This is a genomic window from Rhodanobacter sp. UC4437_H4, assembly GCF_052978425.1.
Genome location: NZ_CM129673.1, coordinates 198,059 through 216,450, shown reverse-complemented (window position 1 = coordinate 216,450; position 18,392 = coordinate 198,059). Strand labels below are relative to the sequence as shown.

Below are 18,392 nucleotides of genomic sequence, written 5' to 3'. Positions count from 1 at the left end.
GATTCCTCGAATTCAAATGGGGTTTCGTCCCGACACTGCACCGGGCCCTTCAGCACGTCAAGTGGAGGCGATCCCGTGCCAGCGCAAGGCTTGCGATGGCCGCAAAACGACGCGGCCCCGGTGAAACCACCGGGGCCGCGCAACGGGCACAGCGGAGTCGATCAGGCCGCGGCGTCGCCGCCGTCGCCCGCCACGCGTTGCTGCAGGTTGCCGCGGTAGATCAGATAGGGCTCGGCCTGCCCCTCGATCACCGCATCGTCGACAACGACCTTGCTGACGTGCTCCAGCGACGGCAGCTCGTACATCGTGTCCAGCAGCACCTGCTCCAGGATCGTGCGCAGGCCGCGGGCGCCGGTCTTGCGCTTGAGCGCCTTCTGCGCGATCGCCTCCAGCGCCTCGGGACGGAACTCCAGCTCGACGTCCTCCATCTCGAACAGCTTCTTGAACTGTTTGGTGACGGCGTTCTTCGGTTCGGTGAGGATCTTCACCAGCGCGGCCTGGTCCAGCTCGTCCAGGGTGGCGACGACCGGCAGGCGCCCGACGAACTCGGGGATCAGGCCGAAGCGCACCAGGTCGGCCGGCTCCACGTCGGCCAGCACCTTGCCCAGGTTCTGCGTGCGCTCCTTGCTGCGCACCTCGGCACCGAAGCCGATACCGGTGCTCTCGGAGCGCTGCTGGATGACCTTTTCCAGGCCGGCGAACGCGCCGCCGCAGATGAACAGGATGTTCTTGGTGTCGACTTGCAGGAACTCCTGCTGCGGATGCTTGCGCCCGCCCTGCGGCGGCACCGAGGCCAGGGTGCCCTCGATCAGCTTCAGCAGCGCCTGCTGCACGCCTTCGCCGGAGACGTCGCGGGTGATCGACGGGTTCTCGCTCTTGCGCGAGATCTTGTCGATCTCGTCGATGTAGACGATGCCCGACTGCGCCTTCTCGACGTCGTAGTCGCACTTCTGCAGCAGCTTCTGGATGATGTTCTCGACATCCTCGCCCACGTAGCCCGCTTCGGTCAGCGTGGTGGCGTCGGCGATCGTGAACGGCACGTTGAGCAGGCGCGCCAGCGTTTCGGCCAGCAGCGTCTTGCCCGAGCCGGTCGGGCCGATCAGCAGGATGTTGGATTTGCCCAGCTCGATGTCGTCGCTCTTCTGGCGCGACTCCATCCGCTTGTAGTGGTTGTACACGGCGACCGCCAGCGCCTTCTTGGCGCGCGCCTGCCCCACCACGTACTGATCCAGCGATTCGCGGATCTCGCGCGGCTTGGGCAGCTGGGTATGGCCGGCGGCGGCCTTCTCTTCCAGCTCCTCACGGATGATGTCGTTGCACAGCTCCACGCACTCGTCGCAGATGAACACGGACGGGCCCGCGATCAGCTTGCGTACTTCATGCTGGCTCTTGCCACAGAACGAGCAATAGAGAATCTTGCCGCTGTCGCTGGAACGCCCCTGCCGGTCGTCACTCATAACTCTCGATCCTGCTGGTAAATCCGTGTGCGCCGCGAGAATACCACAGGCCTCCGCGTCTGCCTGCAGACGCAGAGCCCATGACGGGACACCGGGTAAAGTCGTCGAATCAGGCGGATTTCACGGAATCCACGGCGCGCTTGTCGAGCACTTCGTCGATCAGGCCGTAGGTCTTGGCATCCTGCGCGTTCATGAAGCGGTCGCGTTCCATGTCCGCCTCGATCTTCTGCAGCGGCTGGCCGGTATGCTCCACGTAGAGGTTGTTCAACCGCTCGCGGATATACAGGATCTCGCGCGCCTGGATCTCGATGTCGGTAGCCTGACCCTGGGCGCCGCCGGATGGCTGGTGGATCATGATGCGGGAGTTCGGCAAGGCGAAACGCTTGCCCTTGGCGCCCGCCATCAGCAGGAACGAGCCCATGCTGCAGGCTTGGCCGATGCACATGGTGCTCACCGCCGGCTTGATGAACTGCATCGTGTCGTAGATCGCCAGCCCGGCAGTAACCGCTCCGCCGGGGCTGTTGATGTAGAAGTTGATGTCCTTGTCCGGGTTCTCCGACTCCAGGAACAGCATCTGCGCCACGATCAGGTTGGCCACCTGGTCGTTGACCTCGCCCACCAGGAAAATCACCCGCTCCTTCAACAGACGCGAGTAGATGTCGTAGGAGCGCTCGCCGCGAGCCGTCTGCTCGACGACCATCGGTACCAGGTTGAGATTCTTGATGGGATCCATGGTCATGCTCGCGGCTTGGGAGTGGACGGGCCTGGCAGTTGTCAGGCGTTGGCTGGGCGCATCACGTCATCGAAGCTCATTTCCTGCACAGTGGTCCTGGCGTGCTCGGCAACCCACTCTGCCACCTGATCTTCCATCACGCGATTCTGCAGCCCCGACATCAACTGGGGGTCGCCGTTGTAGAGTTCAATGACCTTCTCAGGCTCTTCGTAGGTCGAGGCAATCGCGGCCAGCTGCTCGGCGACCCGCTTGCGGTCGATCTTGAGCGCCTGCTTGCGCGCGATCTCGCCCATCAGCAGGCCGGCGATCACCCGCTTGCGGGCAATCGGCAAGGCGGCGTCGATCAGCTGCTGCGGCGGCTGCTGGCCTTCGGGCATGTTGCCCGCCGCCAGGGTGCGTGCCTCCGTCTGCACCATCATCTTGGGCACGTCCAGATCGCCGTGCGCATCGGCCAGCTTGCTGGCCACTTCCGACTTCAGGCGCGCCATCAGCGCGGCCTTGAGTTCGCGTTCCAGGTTGGCGCGAACCTCCTTGCGGAAGGTCTCCAGGCTGCCATCCTCGATGCCGAACAGCTTGGCGAACTCCCCGTCGACCTCCGGCAGCTTCGACTCCTGCACCTTGATGACGTGGAAACTCACCTTGGCGCTCTTGCCGGCCAGTTGCTCGTTGCGAAAATCCGCCGGGAACTCGATCGCCGCCTCGAACTGGTCGCCGGCCACGTGCCCGGTCAGGGCCTCGTCCAGCGCCGCGAACAGGGTGCCCGAACCCAGCACGCTGCCGGCGCGCTCCTGGCCTTCGGCCGGGAAACGGTAGTCGTCGGCCGTGGCGGCATACTCGAACATCATGAAATCGCCGGCGGCCGAGGCACGCTCGACCTCCTCGAAACTGCGCCGCTGCAGGCGCAGGGTTTCCAGCATGCGGTCGATATCGGCGTCGGTGACCTCGGCCGCGGCGCGATGCACTTCCAGCGCGGAGACGTCGACTTCGGGAAACTCGGGCATGATCTCGAAGGTCGCCGTGTACGCGATCTCCCCGTTCTCGGGACGGCCGGTGGTGTTGATCGCCGGATTCGCGATGGGCTGCAGCTTCTCCTGCTCCACCGCCTCGCGCAGCGTGCTGCCGATCAGGTCGGAAAGCACTTCGCCCCGCACCTGCTCCCCGAAGCGCTGCTTGATCACCGTCACCGGTACCTTGCCCGGCCGGAATCCCTTCAGGCGAACGGTGCGCCCCATCTCCGCGATCCGCGCGCTGACCTGCGTCTCGAACCGCTCCGCGGGAAACTTCACCGTGAGCTTGCGCTCCAGCGAACCGACATTCTCAACCGAAACCTGCATGACGTCTCCTGGTACTACTCTTAAGTGTTGTGACCCTGTCACAGGCGCCATGGCGGGATTCCCCGCCTGCAAAAACGACCGACCATGGTGCGAAAGGGGGGACTCGAACCCCCACGGGGGTTACCCGCTGGAACCTAAATCCAGTGCGTCTACCAATTCCGCCACTTTCGCGATGCTGCCGCCATGGACCGTGCGTGCCGGACGGCCCGGACGACCACCAGCCGTTGCCGAACACCGCCACGGGAACCCTGCGGCAGGCTTGCCCGAGTCGCGGATTCCCTGGTACGAAAGCGGATCATTTTACGGTTGCGCGGCCTTGCAGCACAAGCAGCCCCGTTGACGACCGCAACCGCCCAAAAGCAGACAGGCGCCCGGTTTTGCCGAGCGCCTGTCGTTAGTGGTGGGCCGTGAAGGATTCGAACCTTCGACCAATTGATTAAGAGTCAACTGCTCTACCAACTGAGCTAACGGCCCAGAGACTGGGTCAACCCGGAAAACCGGGGTGGAACTGGGGTGGATGATGGGATTCGAACCCACGACAACCGGAATCACAATCCGGGACTCTAACCAGCTGAGCTACATCCACCATCGTTTGATACTGGTGCGCCCGACAGGATTCGAACCTGCAACCCTCGGCTTAGAAGGCCGATGCTCTATCCGGTTGAGCTACAAGCGCAGTCATCACCAGTAGAACATGTTGCTGGTCGGGGTAGAGGGATTCGAACCCCCGACTTTTGCGTCCCAAACGCAACGCTCTACCAGACTGAGCTATACCCCGGTTTCGAGCCCTCGACACAAGCACCATCGAAGCCTTGAAATGTTACGGGTGACGCTTGGCCCAGTCAATCCGTACAAGCCGCACCATCCACATGAAACTGTCGTTTCCGTCGCCGCGAAGCTCTCGTCGCGATGAAAACGAAACGGGGTGCAAGCACCCCGCTCCACCGAATAAAAATGGTGCGCCCGGAGAGATTCGAACTCCCGACCACCTAGTTCGTAGCCAGGTACTCTATCCAACTGAGCTACGGGCGCACTGAAAACTTGTCATGCCGTGCTTCGATGCCGGTGCATCGAAGCGCCGAAGCAAGAGGCGGAATTATTCAGACTCCGCGCGCATGCGTCAACCCTTTTCGCAAAATTTCTTCATCTCCGACTCGGGGACACCGCCAGTCAAGGCGGTGATTGCAGGAGACCGCAGGCAGGCGTTCGCACCGTGCCCGCGGGATCGCATCACTCGCCCAGCGACGCGCGATTCTGCGCGGCCGGATCACCAACCTTGCCCACCGGCGCTCCCGCGTCGCTTTTCGGCGGCGGTGGCGGCGGCGTCGAGCCACCCGGGGCGTTCTTGCTCCAGTCCGCCGGCGGGCCGGGCTGGCGCCCGGCCATGATGTCGTCGATCTGGTGGGCGTCGATGGTCTCGTACTGCAACAGCAGCTCAGCCATGGTGTGCAGCTTGTCGAGGTTCGCCGTGAGCAGCTCCTTGCTGCGCGCATATGCGCGATCGAGGATGCCACGCACGACTTCGTCGATCTTGCTTGCCGTCTCGTTGGAGATGCTCTTGTGCTGGGTCACCGAGCGGCCCAGGAAGACCTCGTCCTCGTCCTCGCCATAGGTGATCGGGCCGAGTTCGTCGGACAGGCCCCACTTGGTCGCCATGTTGCGGGCCATCTTGGTGGCGCGCTCGATGTCGTTGGAAGCGCCGGTGGTGACCTTGTCATTGCCGAAAATCAACTCTTCAGCCACGCGCCCGCCATACAACGAGCACAACTGCGATTCGATCGCCACCCGGTTGATGCTGTACTTGTCGCCCTCGGGCAGGTACATGGTCACACCCAGCGCGCGCCCGCGCGGGATGATGGTGACCTTGTAGACCGGGTCATGTTCCGGCACCAGGCGACCCACGATGGCATGGCCTGCCTCGTGGTAGGCGGTGAGCTTCTTCTCGTCTTCGCTCATCGCCATCGAGCGCCGCTCGCTGCCCATCAGGATCTTGTCGCGTGCCTTGTCGAGATGGCTCATGCGCACTTCGCGCGCGTTCTCGCGCGCGGCGAACAACGCCGCCTCGTTCACCAGGTTGGCCAGGTCCGCGCCGGAGAAGCCCGGCGTGCCGCGGGCGATCGTCATCGCGTTGACGTCGCTGGCGATCGGCACCTTGCGCATGTGTACCTTGAGGATCTGCTCTCGCCCACGCACGTCCGGCAGTCCGACCACCACCTGGCGATCGAAGCGGCCCGGCCGCAGCAAGGCCGGATCGAGCACGTCGGGGCGGTTGGTGGCGGCGATCACGATGACGCCCTCGGTGCCCTCGAAGCCATCCATCTCGACCAGCAACTGGTTCAGGGTCTGCTCGCGCTCGTCATGACCGCCGCCCAGGCCGGCACCACGATGCCGGCCGACCGCGTCGATCTCGTCGATGAAGATGATGCACGGCGCATGCTTCTTGGCCTGCTCGAACATGTCGCGCACGCGACTGGCGCCCACGCCGACGAACATCTCCACGAAGTCGGAACCGGAGATCGAGAAGAACGGCACCTTGGCCTCGCCGGCGATCGCCTTGGCCAGCAAGGTCTTGCCGGTGCCGGGCGGGCCCACCATCAGCACGCCGCGGGGGATCTTGCCGCCGAGTTTCTGGAACCGGCCGGGGTCGCGCAGGAACTCGACCAGCTCGCCGACCTCCTCCTTCGCCTCGTCACAACCGGCGACGTCGCCGAAGTTGACCTTGACCTGGTCCTCGCCCTGCAGCTTCGCGCGCGAACGGCCGAAGCTCATCGCGCCGCGCCCGCCGCCGCCGGACTGCATCTGGCGCATGAACCAGATGAACACACCGACGATCAGCAGCACCGGCAGCCAGCTGATCAGCAGGCCGATCAGCGAGAAGCCCTCGGAGGGGTCCTGGCGCACTTCCACGCCCTGGTCCTGCATCTGCTTGACCACTGCATTGGTGGAGAAGCCCAGCATCGGCGCGACAGTGCGGAAGGCACTGCCATCCTTCAGCTTGCCGCTGATCGTGGCGGGCTGGTCGGCGCTGATCGTGGCGCTGGAGACGTTGCCGCTGCTCACGTTCTGCACGAACGCGCTGTAGGCCAGGTCGGATGAACGGCTGCTGCGGGGGTTGAAGCTTTCAAACACGGTGAACAAGACCACCGCGATGATCACCCAGAGCAACACGTTTTTCGCCGTTTCATTCATGAACAGTACTCGCCAGTGGCACCGCGGCAGGTTTGCGCCCGGTCGCCAGTGCATACACCTCACGCGAACGCGCGCGCGAGGCCTTGGGTTTACGCATCGTCACGCGACTGAAGTCTGCGCGCAAGCAACGCAGATAATCGTCAAAACCGACTCCCTGGAACAACTTGATCAGGAACGAGCCGCCCGGCTTGAGCCACTGCCTGCTGAAATCCAGCGCCAACTCCGCCAGTGCCATCGCGCGAATCTGGTCGGCAAGCGCCACTCCACTCATGTTGGGGGCTATATCGCACAGTACAAGATCCAGCCGGTGCCCCTCCAGGCGGGCCTCCAGCTGGCGCAGCACCGACTCCTCGCGGAAGTCGCCCTGCAGGAAATCCACCCCGGCGATGCTCTGCATCGGCAGGATGTCCAGCGCGAACACCTTGCCGCTGTCGCCCAGCCGGTTGCGCACCAATTGCGACCAGCTGCCCGGCGCCGCGCCCAGATCCACCACGTTGATGCCCGGCTTGAGCAGCTTGTCGCGCTCGATCAGCTCCTCCAGCTTGTAGACGGCACGCGAACGCAGCCCTTCGGCCTGTGCCTTCTTGACGTATTCGTCGTTGAAATGTTCACGCAGCCAGACTGCGCTGCTTTTGCTGCGGGCCATGTCTTGAGGGAATATCTGATCGGGAGGAGGCCGTTGCATGATACCCTGTGCAGTCCCTTGATCGTGAACCTGGCCTGCCCCATGCCGCTTACACCCTCGCAGATCCGCTACCTGCGCGGCCTCGCCCACGACGTGAAACCCGTCGTGTTGCTGGGCAACAAGGGCGCCACCGAAGCTGTCGTGAAGGAGCTGGGACAGGCGCTGGACATCCACGAACTGGTGAAGGTGAAGCTCTCCGGCGGCGACAAGCAGGAGCGGCAGGCGCAGATCGACGTGCTCGCCAGCGGCACCGGCGCGGAGACGATCCACCAGATCGGCCATGTCGTGGTGCTGTTCCGCCGCAACGCCGACGAACCGGGCATCGCCCTGCCGCGCTGATGGACCTGTCACTGGAACAAGCCGATGGCTATCTGCTGGTGCGTCGGGTTGACGCACGCAGTGTCACCCTGCTCGACCGGGTCGTCGAACACAGCTTCCTGCTCACCCCCGCCGGCATCACCGAAGCATGGCCGGTCACGGCCGCAGGCAGCCTCGGCGTCGACGACGTCCCGGTGCTGCTGGCATTGAAGCCCGAGGTGGTGATCCTGGGCACCGGCGAGCGTCAGGTGTTCCCGGCCGCGGCGTTCATGGCCGGCTTCCTGCGCAAGGGCATCGGCATCGAGGTGATGGACAACGCGGCCGCCGCGCGTACCTACAACCTGCTGGCCGGCGAGGATCGCCAGGTCGTGGCCGGCTTCATCCTGCCTCCCGCCTGATCGGGAACGTTCCGCGCCGCCGCGATCAGCGTGGCGGCAGGTAGCTGAGCGGGTCCACCGGATTGCCATTCTTGCGAATCTGGAACTCGAGCTCGTTGCGGGTCGCGCCGGTGGAACCCATCTCGGCGATCTGCTGCCCGGCCGTCACCCGCTGGCCTTCCTTCACCAGGCGCCTGCGATTGTGCCCGTAGGCCGACAGGAAACTGTCGTTGTGCTTGATGATGACCAATTCGCCATAGCCGACCAGGCCGTTGCCGCTGTAGACCACCACGCCATCGGCGGCAGCCCGCACCGGGTCACCCGAATTGCCCGCGATCTCGATGCCGGGAATGGCATCGCTGCCGTTGAAGCGCCCGACCACCGACCCGCCTTCGACGGGCCAGCGCCAGCTCACCCCACCGACATCACGCGCCGGGCCGGCGACCACGGGCTTGGCCGCGGGTGGTACTTTCGCCGGCGGCGTGACGGAAACCCCGGCCACCGGCACGGCATCCACCGCCGGCGGCGCATGCGCCGCCGGTGTAGCGGAAGGAATGGCGGGCCGCGCTGCGGCCGTCGCCGCCGTGGCTGGCACGGCCTCGGTGACCGGTTCGAACACCGGAGCCGCGGCCGACGTGCCCGGCGCCCGAGCGGAACCGGCGGCCGTACCCGGCGTGCGCGCCACGGCCGGCTTCGTCGCCGCCGACGGCGACAGCGTCAAGCGCTGCCCCGGCCAGATCGTGTAGGGCGCCGCGATGGCATTCCACTGGGCGAGGTCGCGAAAATCCACGCCGTTGCGGAAGGCGATGGAATAGAGCGTGTCCCCTTTTGCCACCACGTAGCTGCCACCCGGAATCGGCGTGCGCGCCACGCGGGAGGACGGCGCGGCGGCAGGCGACGGGTAGCTGCCCGCGGCAGGCTCGATCACCACCGAACTGCGCATGGTGCCGCAGCCGGCCAGCAATGCCGCCGCGACAACCAGGCAGGGAAAGCGAACTGAATGATCCATGCGGTCCAGCATACCGAGGCGCGCCGCCATTTTCATGCGCACCGCGCCGCCAGTCAGCGCGGCCACAGCCACCACGCCAGCAGCACGACGAGCAATACCAGCGCGCCCCGGCCGATCCACTCGATGTTCTTGTGCAACATGCGCTCGGCGCGCTCGCCGAACAGGCGGATCAACAGCGCCAGCAGCCACACGCGCTTGCCGCGGCCGACCGCCATGCAAGCCAGGAACGGCAGGACCGGCACGCCCACGATGCCGGCCGCCCAGGTGACGAACTTCATGGGGATCACCGGCTGCAGCGCCGCCAGCATCAATGCGCCCAGCATGGTCAACCAATGCTCGTTCATGTCCACGCGCAGATTGTTCACCCAGGCGGTGATGACCTCCTGCATGTGCATGCTGAGCAGCGGCTTCACCGACTCGTAGGCCCAGTGGCCCAGTGCATAGCCGACCACCGAGCCGAGCAGGGAAAACAGCAGCGACATGTTGGCGTAGAAGAATGCCTTGAGTCGCTTGGCCAGCATCATCGGCGCAAGCATCACCTCCGGCATGATCGGGAAGATGAACGCCTCGAAGAAGCTCAACGCGCACAGGTAGTGCAGCGCGCGCGGTGCGCGAGCCCAGACCAGTGCGCGGGCGTAGAGCGGCTCGAACAGGCGCATCAGCCGATGCCGCCCAGCAGCGGCACGAAACTCACCGGGCCGAGTTCCTCCAGCGCGAAATCGCCCTTGCCGTCGCCGCGCATGCGGATCAGATTCTGCCGGCTCGGCGATCCCACCGGCGCCACCAGCACGCCGGCGGGATTGAGCTGTTCGAGGATGCGGGTCGGGATGGTGTCGCCTGCGGCGGTGAGGATGATCGCGTCGAACGGTGCCTCGTCCGGCCAGCCCAGCTTGCCGTCGTCGTAGCGCGAGCGCAGGTTGGTCAGGCCGAGCTGGCGGAAGCGGCGCCGCGCCTGGCGCAGCAGCGCCTCGATGCGCTCGACCGTGTACACCTCGCCGACCAGGGACGACAGCACCGCTGCCTGGTAACCCGACCCGGTGCCGATCTCCAGCACCCTGCGCGGCATCTCCTTCTGCCCCTCGAAGTGCTCCAGCAACGCTTCCGTCATGCGCGCCACCACCCACGGCTGGGAGATGGTCTGGCCGTGGCCGATCGGCAGCGCATCGTTCTCGTAGGCGTGCAGTTGCAGTGCCTGGTCGATGAAATGATGGCGCGGCACCGTGCGGATCACCTCGATCACGCGCGGGTCGCGGATGCCTGCATCCTGCAGGGAGGCGGCCAGCCGGTTGCGGGCGCGCTGCGAGGTCACTCCCTCGCCCTTGAGCTGGGCTGCAGGCAACGGATAGGTGATCATCGGTCAGGCCGCCTCGCCCTTGCTGCGGCGGCCGGCCATGCCGTCGCTCAGCGTCTTCATCCAGCTGCTGACCTTGTCCAGCGCCTGGAAACGGGTCAGGTCGACGTGGATCGGCGTGACCGAGACGAAGCCGCGACGCACCGCGTTGAAATCGGTGCCGGGGCCGGCGTCGTCCACCTCGCCGGCCGGTCCGATCCACCACATCGGTCGCCCGCGCGGATCAGTCTGCGCGATGCACGGCGCGGCACGGTGGCGCCTACCCAGCCGGGTGACCTCGAAGCCGGCGATCTCCGCCCAGGGCCGGTCCGGCACGTTGACGTTGAGGATGGTGTCTGCGGGCAGCGGATCGACCAGCAGACGTTGCATCAGCAGCAGCACCGCCTGCGCCGCGGCGTCGTAGTGCACGCCCTGGTGGTCTAAGCTGACCAGCGAGACGGCGATCGCCGGCAGACCGAGAAAGCGCCCTTCCATCGCCGCCGAGACCGTGCCGGAATAGATCACGTCGTCGCCCAGGTTGGCCGAGTTGTTGATGCCGGATACCACCATGTCGGGTTCTTCGTCGAGCAGGCCGGACAGCGCCAGGTGCACGCAGTCGGTGGGCGTGCCCGCCACACGGTAGTAGCCCTGGCCCATCGACAGTACGCGGATCGGCGCGTCCAGCGTCAGCGAATTGCTCGCCCCCGAGCGATCGCGATCCGGTGCCACCACGGTGACCTCTCCCACCGCCTGCAGGCGCTCGGCCAACACGCGGATGCCCGGCGCATCCACGCCATCGTCGTTGCTGACCAGAACTCGCATGATGCTCCGTCGAAAACTGCCTGCCGGCGCAGGAAGATCAAGCGCGGCGGTTTCGTGATGGTTGCAAGTCTACCGTAGCGCGCCCCCAAGTTTCACCGGGATTCAACGCATCGTGCCGCCGCTTCTGGCTAGGATGCGCAGATGAAGCGACCCAACCCGCCCCGGATCACCGACGACGATCGCCGCCTGTTCCGCGAGGCGATCGGCGAGGTGCAGCGACTCGCGCCGGTTTCCCCGCCGCCGGCGACCGCGAAACCCGCGCCACACCCGCGCATGTTCGAGGCCGACGAAGCTGCCGTGGCCAGCGAGTTGCTGGACATGGATTTCGACCCGGCCACGCTCGAAGTCGGCGAGGAACTCGGCTACCTGCGCGACGGCTATCCGCCCAGGTTGCTGCGGCAACTCAAGCGCGGCCAGTTCAGCGTGGGCGACGACCTGGACCTGCATCAGATGAACGCCGCCGCGGCCCAGGCCAGCATCGTCGCGTTCCTGGCCGAAGCGCGGCAAGCCGGCGTGCGTTGCGTGCGCATCATCCACGGCAAGGGGCTGCGTTCGAAGGCTGCCGGTCCGGTGCTGAAGGCGCTCACCGATCGCATGCTGCGCCGGCGCGACGACGTGATCGCGTTTGCCTCCGCGCGCCCGGCGCAGGGTGGCACCGGGGCGGTGATCGTCTTGCTGAAAGAGCAGAAGTGAGTGGAGAGGAGTGAGAACTGAGAGAGGGAACGGGTGCGCTGGTGCTTTCTCTTTCTCTCACTCTTCACTCATCTCCACTCACTCCTCGCCTTTAAGCTCGCGCACCACCACCGTGGCGTACGCGCCAGCGGGCAGCTCGAACGACAGTTCCAGCGCGTCCTCGCCAAGCCAGCGCCAGTGGAGATTGTGCGGAATCAGCCGCAGCGGGCGGCGCTCCTGATCCATGCGCGCGGCGGCCAGGCCGCTGGCCAGGTCGTCATTCGCCGCAGCGACTTCGCGCTCCAGCGCTCCTGCTTCGCCCTGGCTCGGCGGCTCGCCCTGCCCCCACAGCGGACCTGACGGATGGATGTCGGCGCGCGCCAATCGCGCGGCCAATTCGTCGTTGAACGGTTCCGGCCCGAACCACGAGCGCGAACCGGCCAGCGACCAGATTTCCCCTTCCAGCGGCCGGTCCCACGCATCGTGCTCGACCCGCGCCGCCAGTACGGCATTGAAGATGTGCGAACGCGCCGCGGACAGCAAAATCGAACGCTTGTCGCGATCCACCCGGCGCCCACCGAACATCGCGCGCGCCTGTGCCACGTTGCCGCCTTCGCGGCCGAAGCGCTGCTCGCCGTAATAGTTCGGCACGCCGCGCGCAGCGATCTGCCGCAGCACCGACTCCGCCCGCGCGCGATCGCCGCTCACCTCGCGCAACACCAGCACGAAGCGGTTGCCGCGCAGGGCGCCACGCTTGAGCTTGCGCGAATGCCGCGTCGCCGCCAGCACTTTCACCTCCGGGTGCGGGAACGTGGACCAGTCCGGATCGGGCCGGCCGGCCAGTTGCACCGAGAAGGTCTGCCGGGTCACGGCATGGCGATCCTTGAGGCCCGCATAACCGACCGCGACCTGCGGCACGCCGGCGAACTTCGCCAGCTCGCGCGCGACCCAGTCGGTGTTGGCGCCGCGCTTCTCCACCCACCGCAGCAGGTGCTCGCCGGCACCCTCGGCGTCGTAGCCGAGGATCTCCTCGACCAGGAAGTCCTCGGGACTGGCGCGCAGCCGGGCAGTCAGTGGCGGTTCGCCGAAAGCATGGGGCAGTTCTTGCATGGAGAAACGGCTTCTTTGGGCGAATTCGATCTGACGGGTGACTGAAGAGCAGGCTGGATTCCCGCTTGACCGGCCCTTCGGCCGTTGCATGGCGCCTCGCGGGAATGACGTCCTGCCACGCTCGGGTTCGACAACCTGAAACCGGGCCGGAAGGGTGACGATTACATCAGGAACACCGTCGCCAGTCCGAGAAAAATGAAAAAGCCGCCGCTGTCGGTCATGGCGGTGATCAGCACGCTGGAGCCCAGCGCCGGGTCGCGGCCGAAGCGGGTCATGCAGATCGGGATGCCGACGCCGGCGAAGGCCGCCAGCAACAGGTTCAGCGTCATCGCCGCGGTCATCACCAGGCCCAGCGAGGCACTGTCGTAAAGCAGCCACGCCACGATGCCGATGACGCCACCCCACACCAGCCCGTTCAGCAGCGCCACGGCCATCTCCTTGCGCCACAGGCGCCGCGCGCTGTCGGCGCTGATCTGGTTCAGCGCCAGCGCGCGCACGATCATGGTGATGGTCTGGTTGCCGGAGTTGCCGCCGATGCCGGCCACGATCGGCATCAATGCGGCCAGCGCCACCAGGCGCTCGATCGAGCCCTCGAACAAGCTGATCACGCGCGAGGCGATGAAGGCCGTCATCAGGTTGATCGCCAGCCACAGCCAGCGGTTGCGCAGGCTGGCCCAGACCGAGGCGAAGATGTCCTCCTCCTCACGCAGGCCGACCCGGCCCAGCGCCTCGCTTTCGCTCTCCTCGCGGATCACGTCCACCATGGCGTCGATGGTGATGCGGCCGATCAGGTGGCCGCGCTCGTCCACTACCGGCGCGGTCACCAGGTCGTAGCGCTCGAACGCTTGCGCCACGTCGTAGGCGTCGTCGGTGGGGTGGAAGGTGTTGACGTCCGGCGCCATCACCTCGCTGACCATGCGCTCGGGGGAATTGACCAGCAGCCAGTGCAGCGGCAGGACGCCAGTCAGCAGGTTGTCCTGGTTGATGACGAACAGCTTGTCGGTCTGTGGCGGCAGTTCTTCCCAGCGGCGCAGGTAACGCAGCACCACTTCGAGGCTCACGTCCTCGCGGATCGTGACCATCTCGAAGTCCATCAGCGCGCCGAGCTGGTCCTCCTCGTAGGACAGCGCCGACTGCACCTGCTCGCGTTGCTGCGAGTCGAGGCTGGCCATCAGCTCCGGCAGCACCGCCGTGGGCAGGTCTTCGACCAGGTCGGCCAGTTCGTCGGCGTCCAGCGTTTCGGCGGCGGCGAGGATCTCGTGGCGATCCATGTCCGCGATCAGCGATTCCCGCACCGCATCGGACACTTCCAGCAGGATCTCGCCGTCGCGGTCGGCCTTGACCAGTTGCCAGACCGCCAGGCGCTCGTCCAGCGGCAGCGATTCGAGGACGAAGGCGATGTCGGCCGGGTGCAGCTCGTCCAGTTGCTGGCGCAGGTCCGCCAGCACGTCCGCGGGCAGGCGACCGTCGCCTTCGTGACGATGCAGCAGCTCGACGATGGCGTCGAGCCGATCGTGCAGCCGGTTGGCGACGCTGCGGGCCTCGATCTCGGTCATGCGCGCTCCAGCAGCACGCACGCCTGCGCGGCGATGCCCTCGCCGCGGCCGCAGAAACCGAGCCTTTCGGTGGTGGTGGCCTTGATGCTGACGCAACCGATGTCGCAGGCCAGGTCGGCAGCGAGAATTTCGCGCATCGCCTGCGCATGCGGACCGACCTTCGGTGCCTCACCGATCACGGTGACATCGGCGTTGCCCAAGGCGTAGCCATGCTGCGCCATCAGCATTGCCGCATGGCGCAGGAACTGGCGGCTGTCGGCGCCGCGCCAGCGTGCGTCGGTGGGCGGGAAATGACGGCCGATGTCGCCCAGTGCCAGCGCGCCGAAGATGGCGTCGCACAGCGCGTGGATCACCACATCGCCGTCGGAGTGCGCCACCACGCCGCGATCGTGCGGCACGCGCACGCCACCGAGCACGAGGTGGTCACCCTCGCCGAACGCGTGCACGTCGAAACCGCTGCCTATCCTCATGAACTTGTCCTTGCGAGCAGGAACTGCGCCAGCGCGAAATCCGCTGCCGTGGTCACCTTGATGTTGTCCTCGGCGCCTTCGACCAGCAACGGCGAGAACCCGGCCAGCTCCATCGCCATCGCCTCGTCGCTGACGTCCACGCCACGCTGATGCGCATCGCGCAGCGCCGCCGTCAACGGGCCACGCCGGAACATCTGCGGCGTGAACGCGCGCCAGCGCGACTCGCGCGGTTCGGTGCGCGCGACGCATCCGTTCACGTCGGCGTGCTTGAGCGTATCGCGCAGCGGCGCGCCGAGCAGGCCGCCGTCGCCTCGCCCGCCCCGCTCGATCAGCTGGCCGATGTCATCCAGCCGCACGCAGGGACGCGCCGCATCGTGTACCAGCACGAACTCCTCATCGCCGACACCCGCAGGCAGCGCGTCGAGCCCGGCCAGCACCGATTCACTGCGCTGCGCGCCGCCGACAGCGGTCAGCACCGGCTTGCCGCACACGTCGCGCAGGCCCGGCCAGTGCCGGTCATCGGCCGCGAGCGTCACCAGCAGGCCGCCGATCCGCGGATGCGCGGCGAGGCGCGCCAGCGTGTGTTCGATCAGTGTCCGGCCAGCCAGCAACTGGTATTGCTTGGGCAAGTCGCCGCCGGCCCGCACGCCCCGCCCGGCCGCCGGCACCACGCACCACAACGTGGTGCCGGTCATGGCGAGCCGCGCGCAGCGGATGCGGCCGTGGCCGGCGAGCTGCCCGCGCGCGCGGGCTCGACCACCTGGTAGAACACCTCGCCGGGCTTGATCAGCCCCAACTCGGTACGCGCGCGCGCCTCGACCGCCTGGTCGCCATGCTTGAGGTCGTGCACGTCGGCGGCCAGCGCCTGGTTGCGCTTCTGCAGGCGCGCGTTGTCGCCGGTCTGCTTGTTCACCGCGATGCGCAAACTGTCCACCTCCTGCATGCTGCCGCTGCCGAACCACAGCTTCAGCTGCAAGCCGACCAACAGCAGCAACAACAGCAGGGCGATCCAACGCAGCATGGCGGCGTGTCCCGCTCAGCCCGGCAAACGGCCGAGGTTGGGGAACGCCTCGCGACCGGCGTAGCGCGCAGCCGAGCCCAGCGCCTCCTCGATGCGCAGCAACTGGTTGTACTTCGCCACGCGGTCGCTGCGGCACAGCGAGCCGGTCTTGATCTGGGTCGCCGTGGTGGCCACCGCGATGTCGGCGATGGTGGTGTCCTCGGTCTCGCCGGAGCGGTGCGAGATCACCGCCGCGTACTTCGCCGCGTCGGCCATGGCAATCGCCTCCAGCGTCTCGGACAGCGTGCCGATCTGGTTCACCTTGATGAGGATCGCGTTGGCGATGTTCTTCTCGATGCCCTCGCGGAAGATCGCCGGGTTGGTCACGAACAGGTCGTCGCCGACCACCTGCACGCGCTCGCCGATCGCGTCGGTGAGCAGCTTCCAGCCGTCCCAGTCGCCTTCGGCCATGCCGTCCTCGATGGTGACGATCGGATACTGCTTCGCCCAGCCGGCGAGCAGGTCGACGAACTCGGCCGAGCTGTACTGCTTGCCTTCGCCGGCGAGGTCGTACTTGCCGTTCTTGTAGAACTCCGAGCTGGCCGCGTCGAGGCCGAGCAGGATCTCGCTGCCGACCTTGTAGCCGGTCTTGTTGATCGCTTCGAGGATGGTGTCGATCGCCTCGACGTTGGAGCGCAGGTTCGGCGCAAAGCCGCCCTCGTCGCCCACCGCGGTGGCGAGGCCACGGCCGTGCAGCACGCTCTTCAACGCATGGAAGATCTCCGCGCCGGCGCGCAGCGCCTCGGCGAAGCTCGGCATGCCGACCGGCAGGATCATGAACTCCTGCACGTCGACGTTGTTGTCGGCGTGCGCGCCGCCGTTGATGATGTTCATCATCGGCACCGGCAACGCGCCGGGCTTGCCGTGCGACAGGTACTGCCACAGCGGCTCGCCGCGCGAAGCTGCCACCGCGTGCGCCGCAGCCATCGACACGCCGAGCAGCGCATTCGCACCCAGCCGGCCCTTGTTCGGCGTGCCGTCCAGCGCAACGAGCTTGGCGTCGAGGCCCTTCTGATCGGCCGCATCGAAACCCTTCAGCGCATCGGCGATGGTGCCATTGACGTTGGCTACCGCGTTCTTCACGCCCTTGCCGCCGTAGCGCGACTTGTCGCCGTCGCGCAGCTCGACCGCCTCGCGCGAACCGGTGGAGGCGCCGCTCGGCACCGCGGCGCGGCCGAAGCCGCCGCCGGCCAGGGTGACTTCGGCTTCCAGCGTGGGGTTGCCGCGCGAGTCGAGGATTTCACGGGCGTGGATGCGGGTGATCAGAGTGGTCATGGTTATCCGTCAGTGAAGTGTTGTCGTAGGGGCCCGCTCGCGGGCGATGCTTTTACAGATCCCGAATCCCCGCTCTCAGCAGACGAACGTCCGGTCATCCCGACCCAACAGCATCGCCCGCGAGCGGGCTCCTGCAGGCGTGGTCACACGTCCTGTTCGAGGAAGCGGTGGCGCTTGGTCACGGCGTCCAGTTCCAGCAGGGTTTCCAGCAGCGCCTCCATCTTGCCCAGCGGCCACGCATTCGGGCCGTCGGACAGCGCCTTGCTCGGATCGGGATGGGTCTCGGCGAACAGGCCGGCCACGCCGACCGCCACCGCCGCGCGCGCCAGCACCGGCACGAATTCGCGCTGGCCGCCGGAGCTGGCACCCTGCCCGCCCGGCAACTGCACCGAATGCGTCGCGTCGAACACCACCGGGCAACCGGTCTCGCGCATCACGCTGAGCGAGCGCATGTCCGAGACGAGGTTGTTGTAGCCGAAGCTGGCACCGCGTTCGCAGACCATGATGTGGTCGTTGCCGACGGCCCTGGCCTTGGCCACCACGTGCTTCATGTCCCACGGCGCCAGGAACTGGCCCTTCTTGATGTTTACCGGCTTGCCGGCACGCGCCACCTTCTGGATGAAGTCGGTCTGCCGGCACAGGAAGGCCGGCGTCTGCAGCACGTCGACCACCGATGCCACCTCGTCCATCGGCGTGTACTCGTGCACGTCGGTGAGCACCGGCACGCCGATCTGGCGCTTCACTTCGCCCAGGATGCGCAGGCCCTCTTCCAGGCCGGGCCCACGGAAGCTCTCGCCGGAGGAGCGGTTGGCCTTGTCGAAGCTGGATTTGAAGATGAAGGGGATGCTCAGCCGCGCGGTGATTTCCTTCAGCATGCCGGCGGTGTCCAGCTGCAGTTGCTCGGATTCCACCACGCAGGGGCCGGCGATCATGAACAGGGGTTGGTCGAGGCCGACCTCGAATCCGCAAAGCTTCATGACTCTTTCCCGTTCAAA

19 protein-coding genes and 6 tRNA genes are annotated in these 18,392 nt (G+C 66.5%); 3 read left to right on the top strand and 22 right to left on the bottom strand.

What is annotated here, in order from left to right:
- Positions 1-161: 161 nt before the first annotated feature.
- The 11 genes from clpX to rlmE form a co-directional block, all read right to left on the bottom strand.
- Positions 162-1,457 carry an ATP-dependent Clp protease ATP-binding subunit ClpX gene (gene clpX, locus ACVCL3_RS01140; RefSeq protein ID WP_136258996.1) on the bottom strand — a complete coding sequence of 432 codons (1,296 nt, stop codon included), beginning with the start codon at positions 1,455-1,457 and terminating at the stop codon, positions 162-164.
- A 109-nt stretch (positions 1,458-1,566) separates the two neighbouring features.
- A complete protein-coding gene (clpP, locus tag ACVCL3_RS01135) occupies positions 1,567-2,196 on the bottom strand; it encodes an ATP-dependent Clp endopeptidase proteolytic subunit ClpP (protein ID WP_395118867.1) in 630 nt (209 codons plus the stop codon).
- Between the two features lie 35 nt (positions 2,197-2,231).
- Positions 2,232-3,524: a trigger factor gene (tig, locus tag ACVCL3_RS01130; protein WP_447100226.1), complete on the bottom strand. Its 1,293-nt coding sequence runs from the start codon at positions 3,522-3,524 to the stop codon at positions 2,232-2,234.
- A gap of 85 nt (positions 3,525-3,609) precedes the next feature.
- Positions 3,610-3,695, bottom strand: a tRNA-Leu gene (locus ACVCL3_RS01125).
- A gap of 227 nt (positions 3,696-3,922) precedes the next feature.
- Positions 3,923-3,998, bottom strand: a tRNA-Lys gene (locus ACVCL3_RS01120).
- Positions 3,999-4,033: 35 nt separating this feature from the next.
- Positions 4,034-4,110 (bottom strand) — tRNA-His (locus ACVCL3_RS01115).
- A gap of 13 nt (positions 4,111-4,123) precedes the next feature.
- Positions 4,124-4,200, bottom strand: a tRNA-Arg gene (locus tag ACVCL3_RS01110).
- 25 nt (positions 4,201-4,225) lie between these two features.
- Positions 4,226-4,302: transfer RNA gene (locus tag ACVCL3_RS01105), tRNA-Pro, on the bottom strand.
- Positions 4,303-4,479: 177 nt separating this feature from the next.
- A tRNA-Arg gene (locus tag ACVCL3_RS01100) sits at positions 4,480-4,556 on the bottom strand.
- Positions 4,557-4,754: 198 nt separating this feature from the next.
- Positions 4,755-6,713 (bottom strand): ATP-dependent zinc metalloprotease FtsH, encoded by a 1,959-nt coding sequence (ftsH, locus tag ACVCL3_RS01095; protein ID WP_395118869.1) that lies wholly within the window; start codon positions 6,711-6,713, stop codon positions 4,755-4,757.
- Positions 6,706-7,359: a 23S rRNA (uridine(2552)-2'-O)-methyltransferase RlmE gene (rlmE, locus tag ACVCL3_RS01090; RefSeq protein ID WP_447100225.1), complete on the bottom strand. Its 654-nt coding sequence runs from the start codon at positions 7,357-7,359 to the stop codon at positions 6,706-6,708. The genes ftsH and rlmE overlap by 8 nt, the downstream gene beginning before the upstream one ends.
- 81 nt (positions 7,360-7,440) lie before the next feature.
- Here rlmE and yhbY point away from each other — a divergent pair, with 81 nt between their 5' ends.
- Together yhbY and ACVCL3_RS01080 are read left to right on the top strand one after the other, a co-directional pair.
- Positions 7,441-7,737, top strand: coding sequence for a ribosome assembly RNA-binding protein YhbY (gene yhbY / locus ACVCL3_RS01085; protein ID WP_447100224.1), 297 nt, complete (start codon positions 7,441-7,443; stop codon positions 7,735-7,737).
- Entirely contained in the window at positions 7,737-8,114 is a 378-nt protein-coding gene (locus ACVCL3_RS01080; protein ID WP_447098744.1) for an Mth938-like domain-containing protein, read from the top strand. Before yhbY ends, ACVCL3_RS01080 begins: the two co-directional genes overlap by 1 nt.
- Before the next feature lie 25 nt (positions 8,115-8,139).
- On the opposite strand, the gene ACVCL3_RS01075 is transcribed toward ACVCL3_RS01080, so the two are convergent.
- From ACVCL3_RS01075 to surE, 4 genes are read right to left on the bottom strand one after another with little or no spacing between them, the layout of a single operon-like run.
- The gene (locus ACVCL3_RS01075; RefSeq protein ID WP_447101551.1) at positions 8,140-9,114 is read right to left on the bottom strand and encodes a peptidoglycan DD-metalloendopeptidase family protein; all 975 of its coding nucleotides are present in this window, start codon (positions 9,112-9,114) and stop codon (positions 8,140-8,142) included.
- 41 nt (positions 9,115-9,155) lie between these two features.
- Positions 9,156-9,761 carry a YqaA family protein gene (locus ACVCL3_RS01070; protein ID WP_395118875.1) on the bottom strand — a complete coding sequence of 202 codons (606 nt, stop codon included), beginning with the start codon at positions 9,759-9,761 and terminating at the stop codon, positions 9,156-9,158.
- Positions 9,761-10,456 carry a protein-L-isoaspartate(D-aspartate) O-methyltransferase gene (locus ACVCL3_RS01065; protein ID WP_395118877.1) on the bottom strand — a complete coding sequence of 232 codons (696 nt, stop codon included), beginning with the start codon at positions 10,454-10,456 and terminating at the stop codon, positions 9,761-9,763. The genes ACVCL3_RS01070 and ACVCL3_RS01065 overlap by 1 nt, the downstream gene beginning before the upstream one ends.
- A gap of 3 nt (positions 10,457-10,459) precedes the next feature.
- The gene (gene surE / locus ACVCL3_RS01060) at positions 10,460-11,254 is read right to left on the bottom strand and encodes a 5'/3'-nucleotidase SurE (RefSeq protein WP_447100223.1); all 795 of its coding nucleotides are present in this window, start codon (positions 11,252-11,254) and stop codon (positions 10,460-10,462) included.
- Positions 11,255-11,395: 141 nt separating this feature from the next.
- Here surE and ACVCL3_RS01055 point away from each other — a divergent pair, with 141 nt between their 5' ends.
- The gene (locus tag ACVCL3_RS01055; RefSeq protein WP_395118881.1) at positions 11,396-11,947 is read left to right on the top strand and encodes a Smr/MutS family protein; all 552 of its coding nucleotides are present in this window, start codon (positions 11,396-11,398) and stop codon (positions 11,945-11,947) included.
- A 78-nt stretch (positions 11,948-12,025) separates the two neighbouring features.
- Here ACVCL3_RS01055 and truD read toward each other — a convergent pair whose 3' ends face one another.
- The 7 genes from truD to kdsA all read right to left on the bottom strand — a co-directional run bounded on the left by truD (position 12,026) and on the right by kdsA (position 18,374).
- Entirely contained in the window at positions 12,026-13,036 is a 1,011-nt protein-coding gene (truD, locus tag ACVCL3_RS01050; protein WP_447100222.1) for a tRNA pseudouridine(13) synthase TruD, read from the bottom strand.
- 161 nt (positions 13,037-13,197) lie between these two features.
- Positions 13,198-14,592 carry a magnesium transporter gene (mgtE, locus tag ACVCL3_RS01045; RefSeq protein WP_447100221.1) on the bottom strand — a complete coding sequence of 465 codons (1,395 nt, stop codon included), beginning with the start codon at positions 14,590-14,592 and terminating at the stop codon, positions 13,198-13,200.
- Entirely contained in the window at positions 14,589-15,062 is a 474-nt protein-coding gene (gene ispF, locus ACVCL3_RS01040) for a 2-C-methyl-D-erythritol 2,4-cyclodiphosphate synthase (RefSeq protein WP_447098743.1), read from the bottom strand. Before ispF ends, mgtE begins: the two co-directional genes overlap by 4 nt.
- The gene (ispD, locus tag ACVCL3_RS01035; protein ID WP_447100220.1) at positions 15,059-15,757 is read right to left on the bottom strand and encodes a 2-C-methyl-D-erythritol 4-phosphate cytidylyltransferase; all 699 of its coding nucleotides are present in this window, start codon (positions 15,755-15,757) and stop codon (positions 15,059-15,061) included. Before ispD ends, ispF begins: the two co-directional genes overlap by 4 nt.
- Positions 15,754-16,083, bottom strand: coding sequence for a cell division protein FtsB (ftsB, locus tag ACVCL3_RS01030; RefSeq protein WP_395118890.1), 330 nt, complete (start codon positions 16,081-16,083; stop codon positions 15,754-15,756). Before ftsB ends, ispD begins: the two co-directional genes overlap by 4 nt.
- Before the next feature lie 15 nt (positions 16,084-16,098).
- Positions 16,099-17,397 carry a phosphopyruvate hydratase gene (eno, locus tag ACVCL3_RS01025; protein WP_447100219.1) on the bottom strand — a complete coding sequence of 433 codons (1,299 nt, stop codon included), beginning with the start codon at positions 17,395-17,397 and terminating at the stop codon, positions 16,099-16,101.
- 143 nt (positions 17,398-17,540) lie between these two features.
- On the bottom strand, positions 17,541-18,374 hold the full coding sequence (gene kdsA / locus ACVCL3_RS01020; protein WP_395118894.1) for a 3-deoxy-8-phosphooctulonate synthase: 834 nt from the start codon (positions 18,372-18,374) through the stop codon (positions 17,541-17,543).
- Between the last annotated feature and the right edge of the window lie 18 nt (positions 18,375-18,392).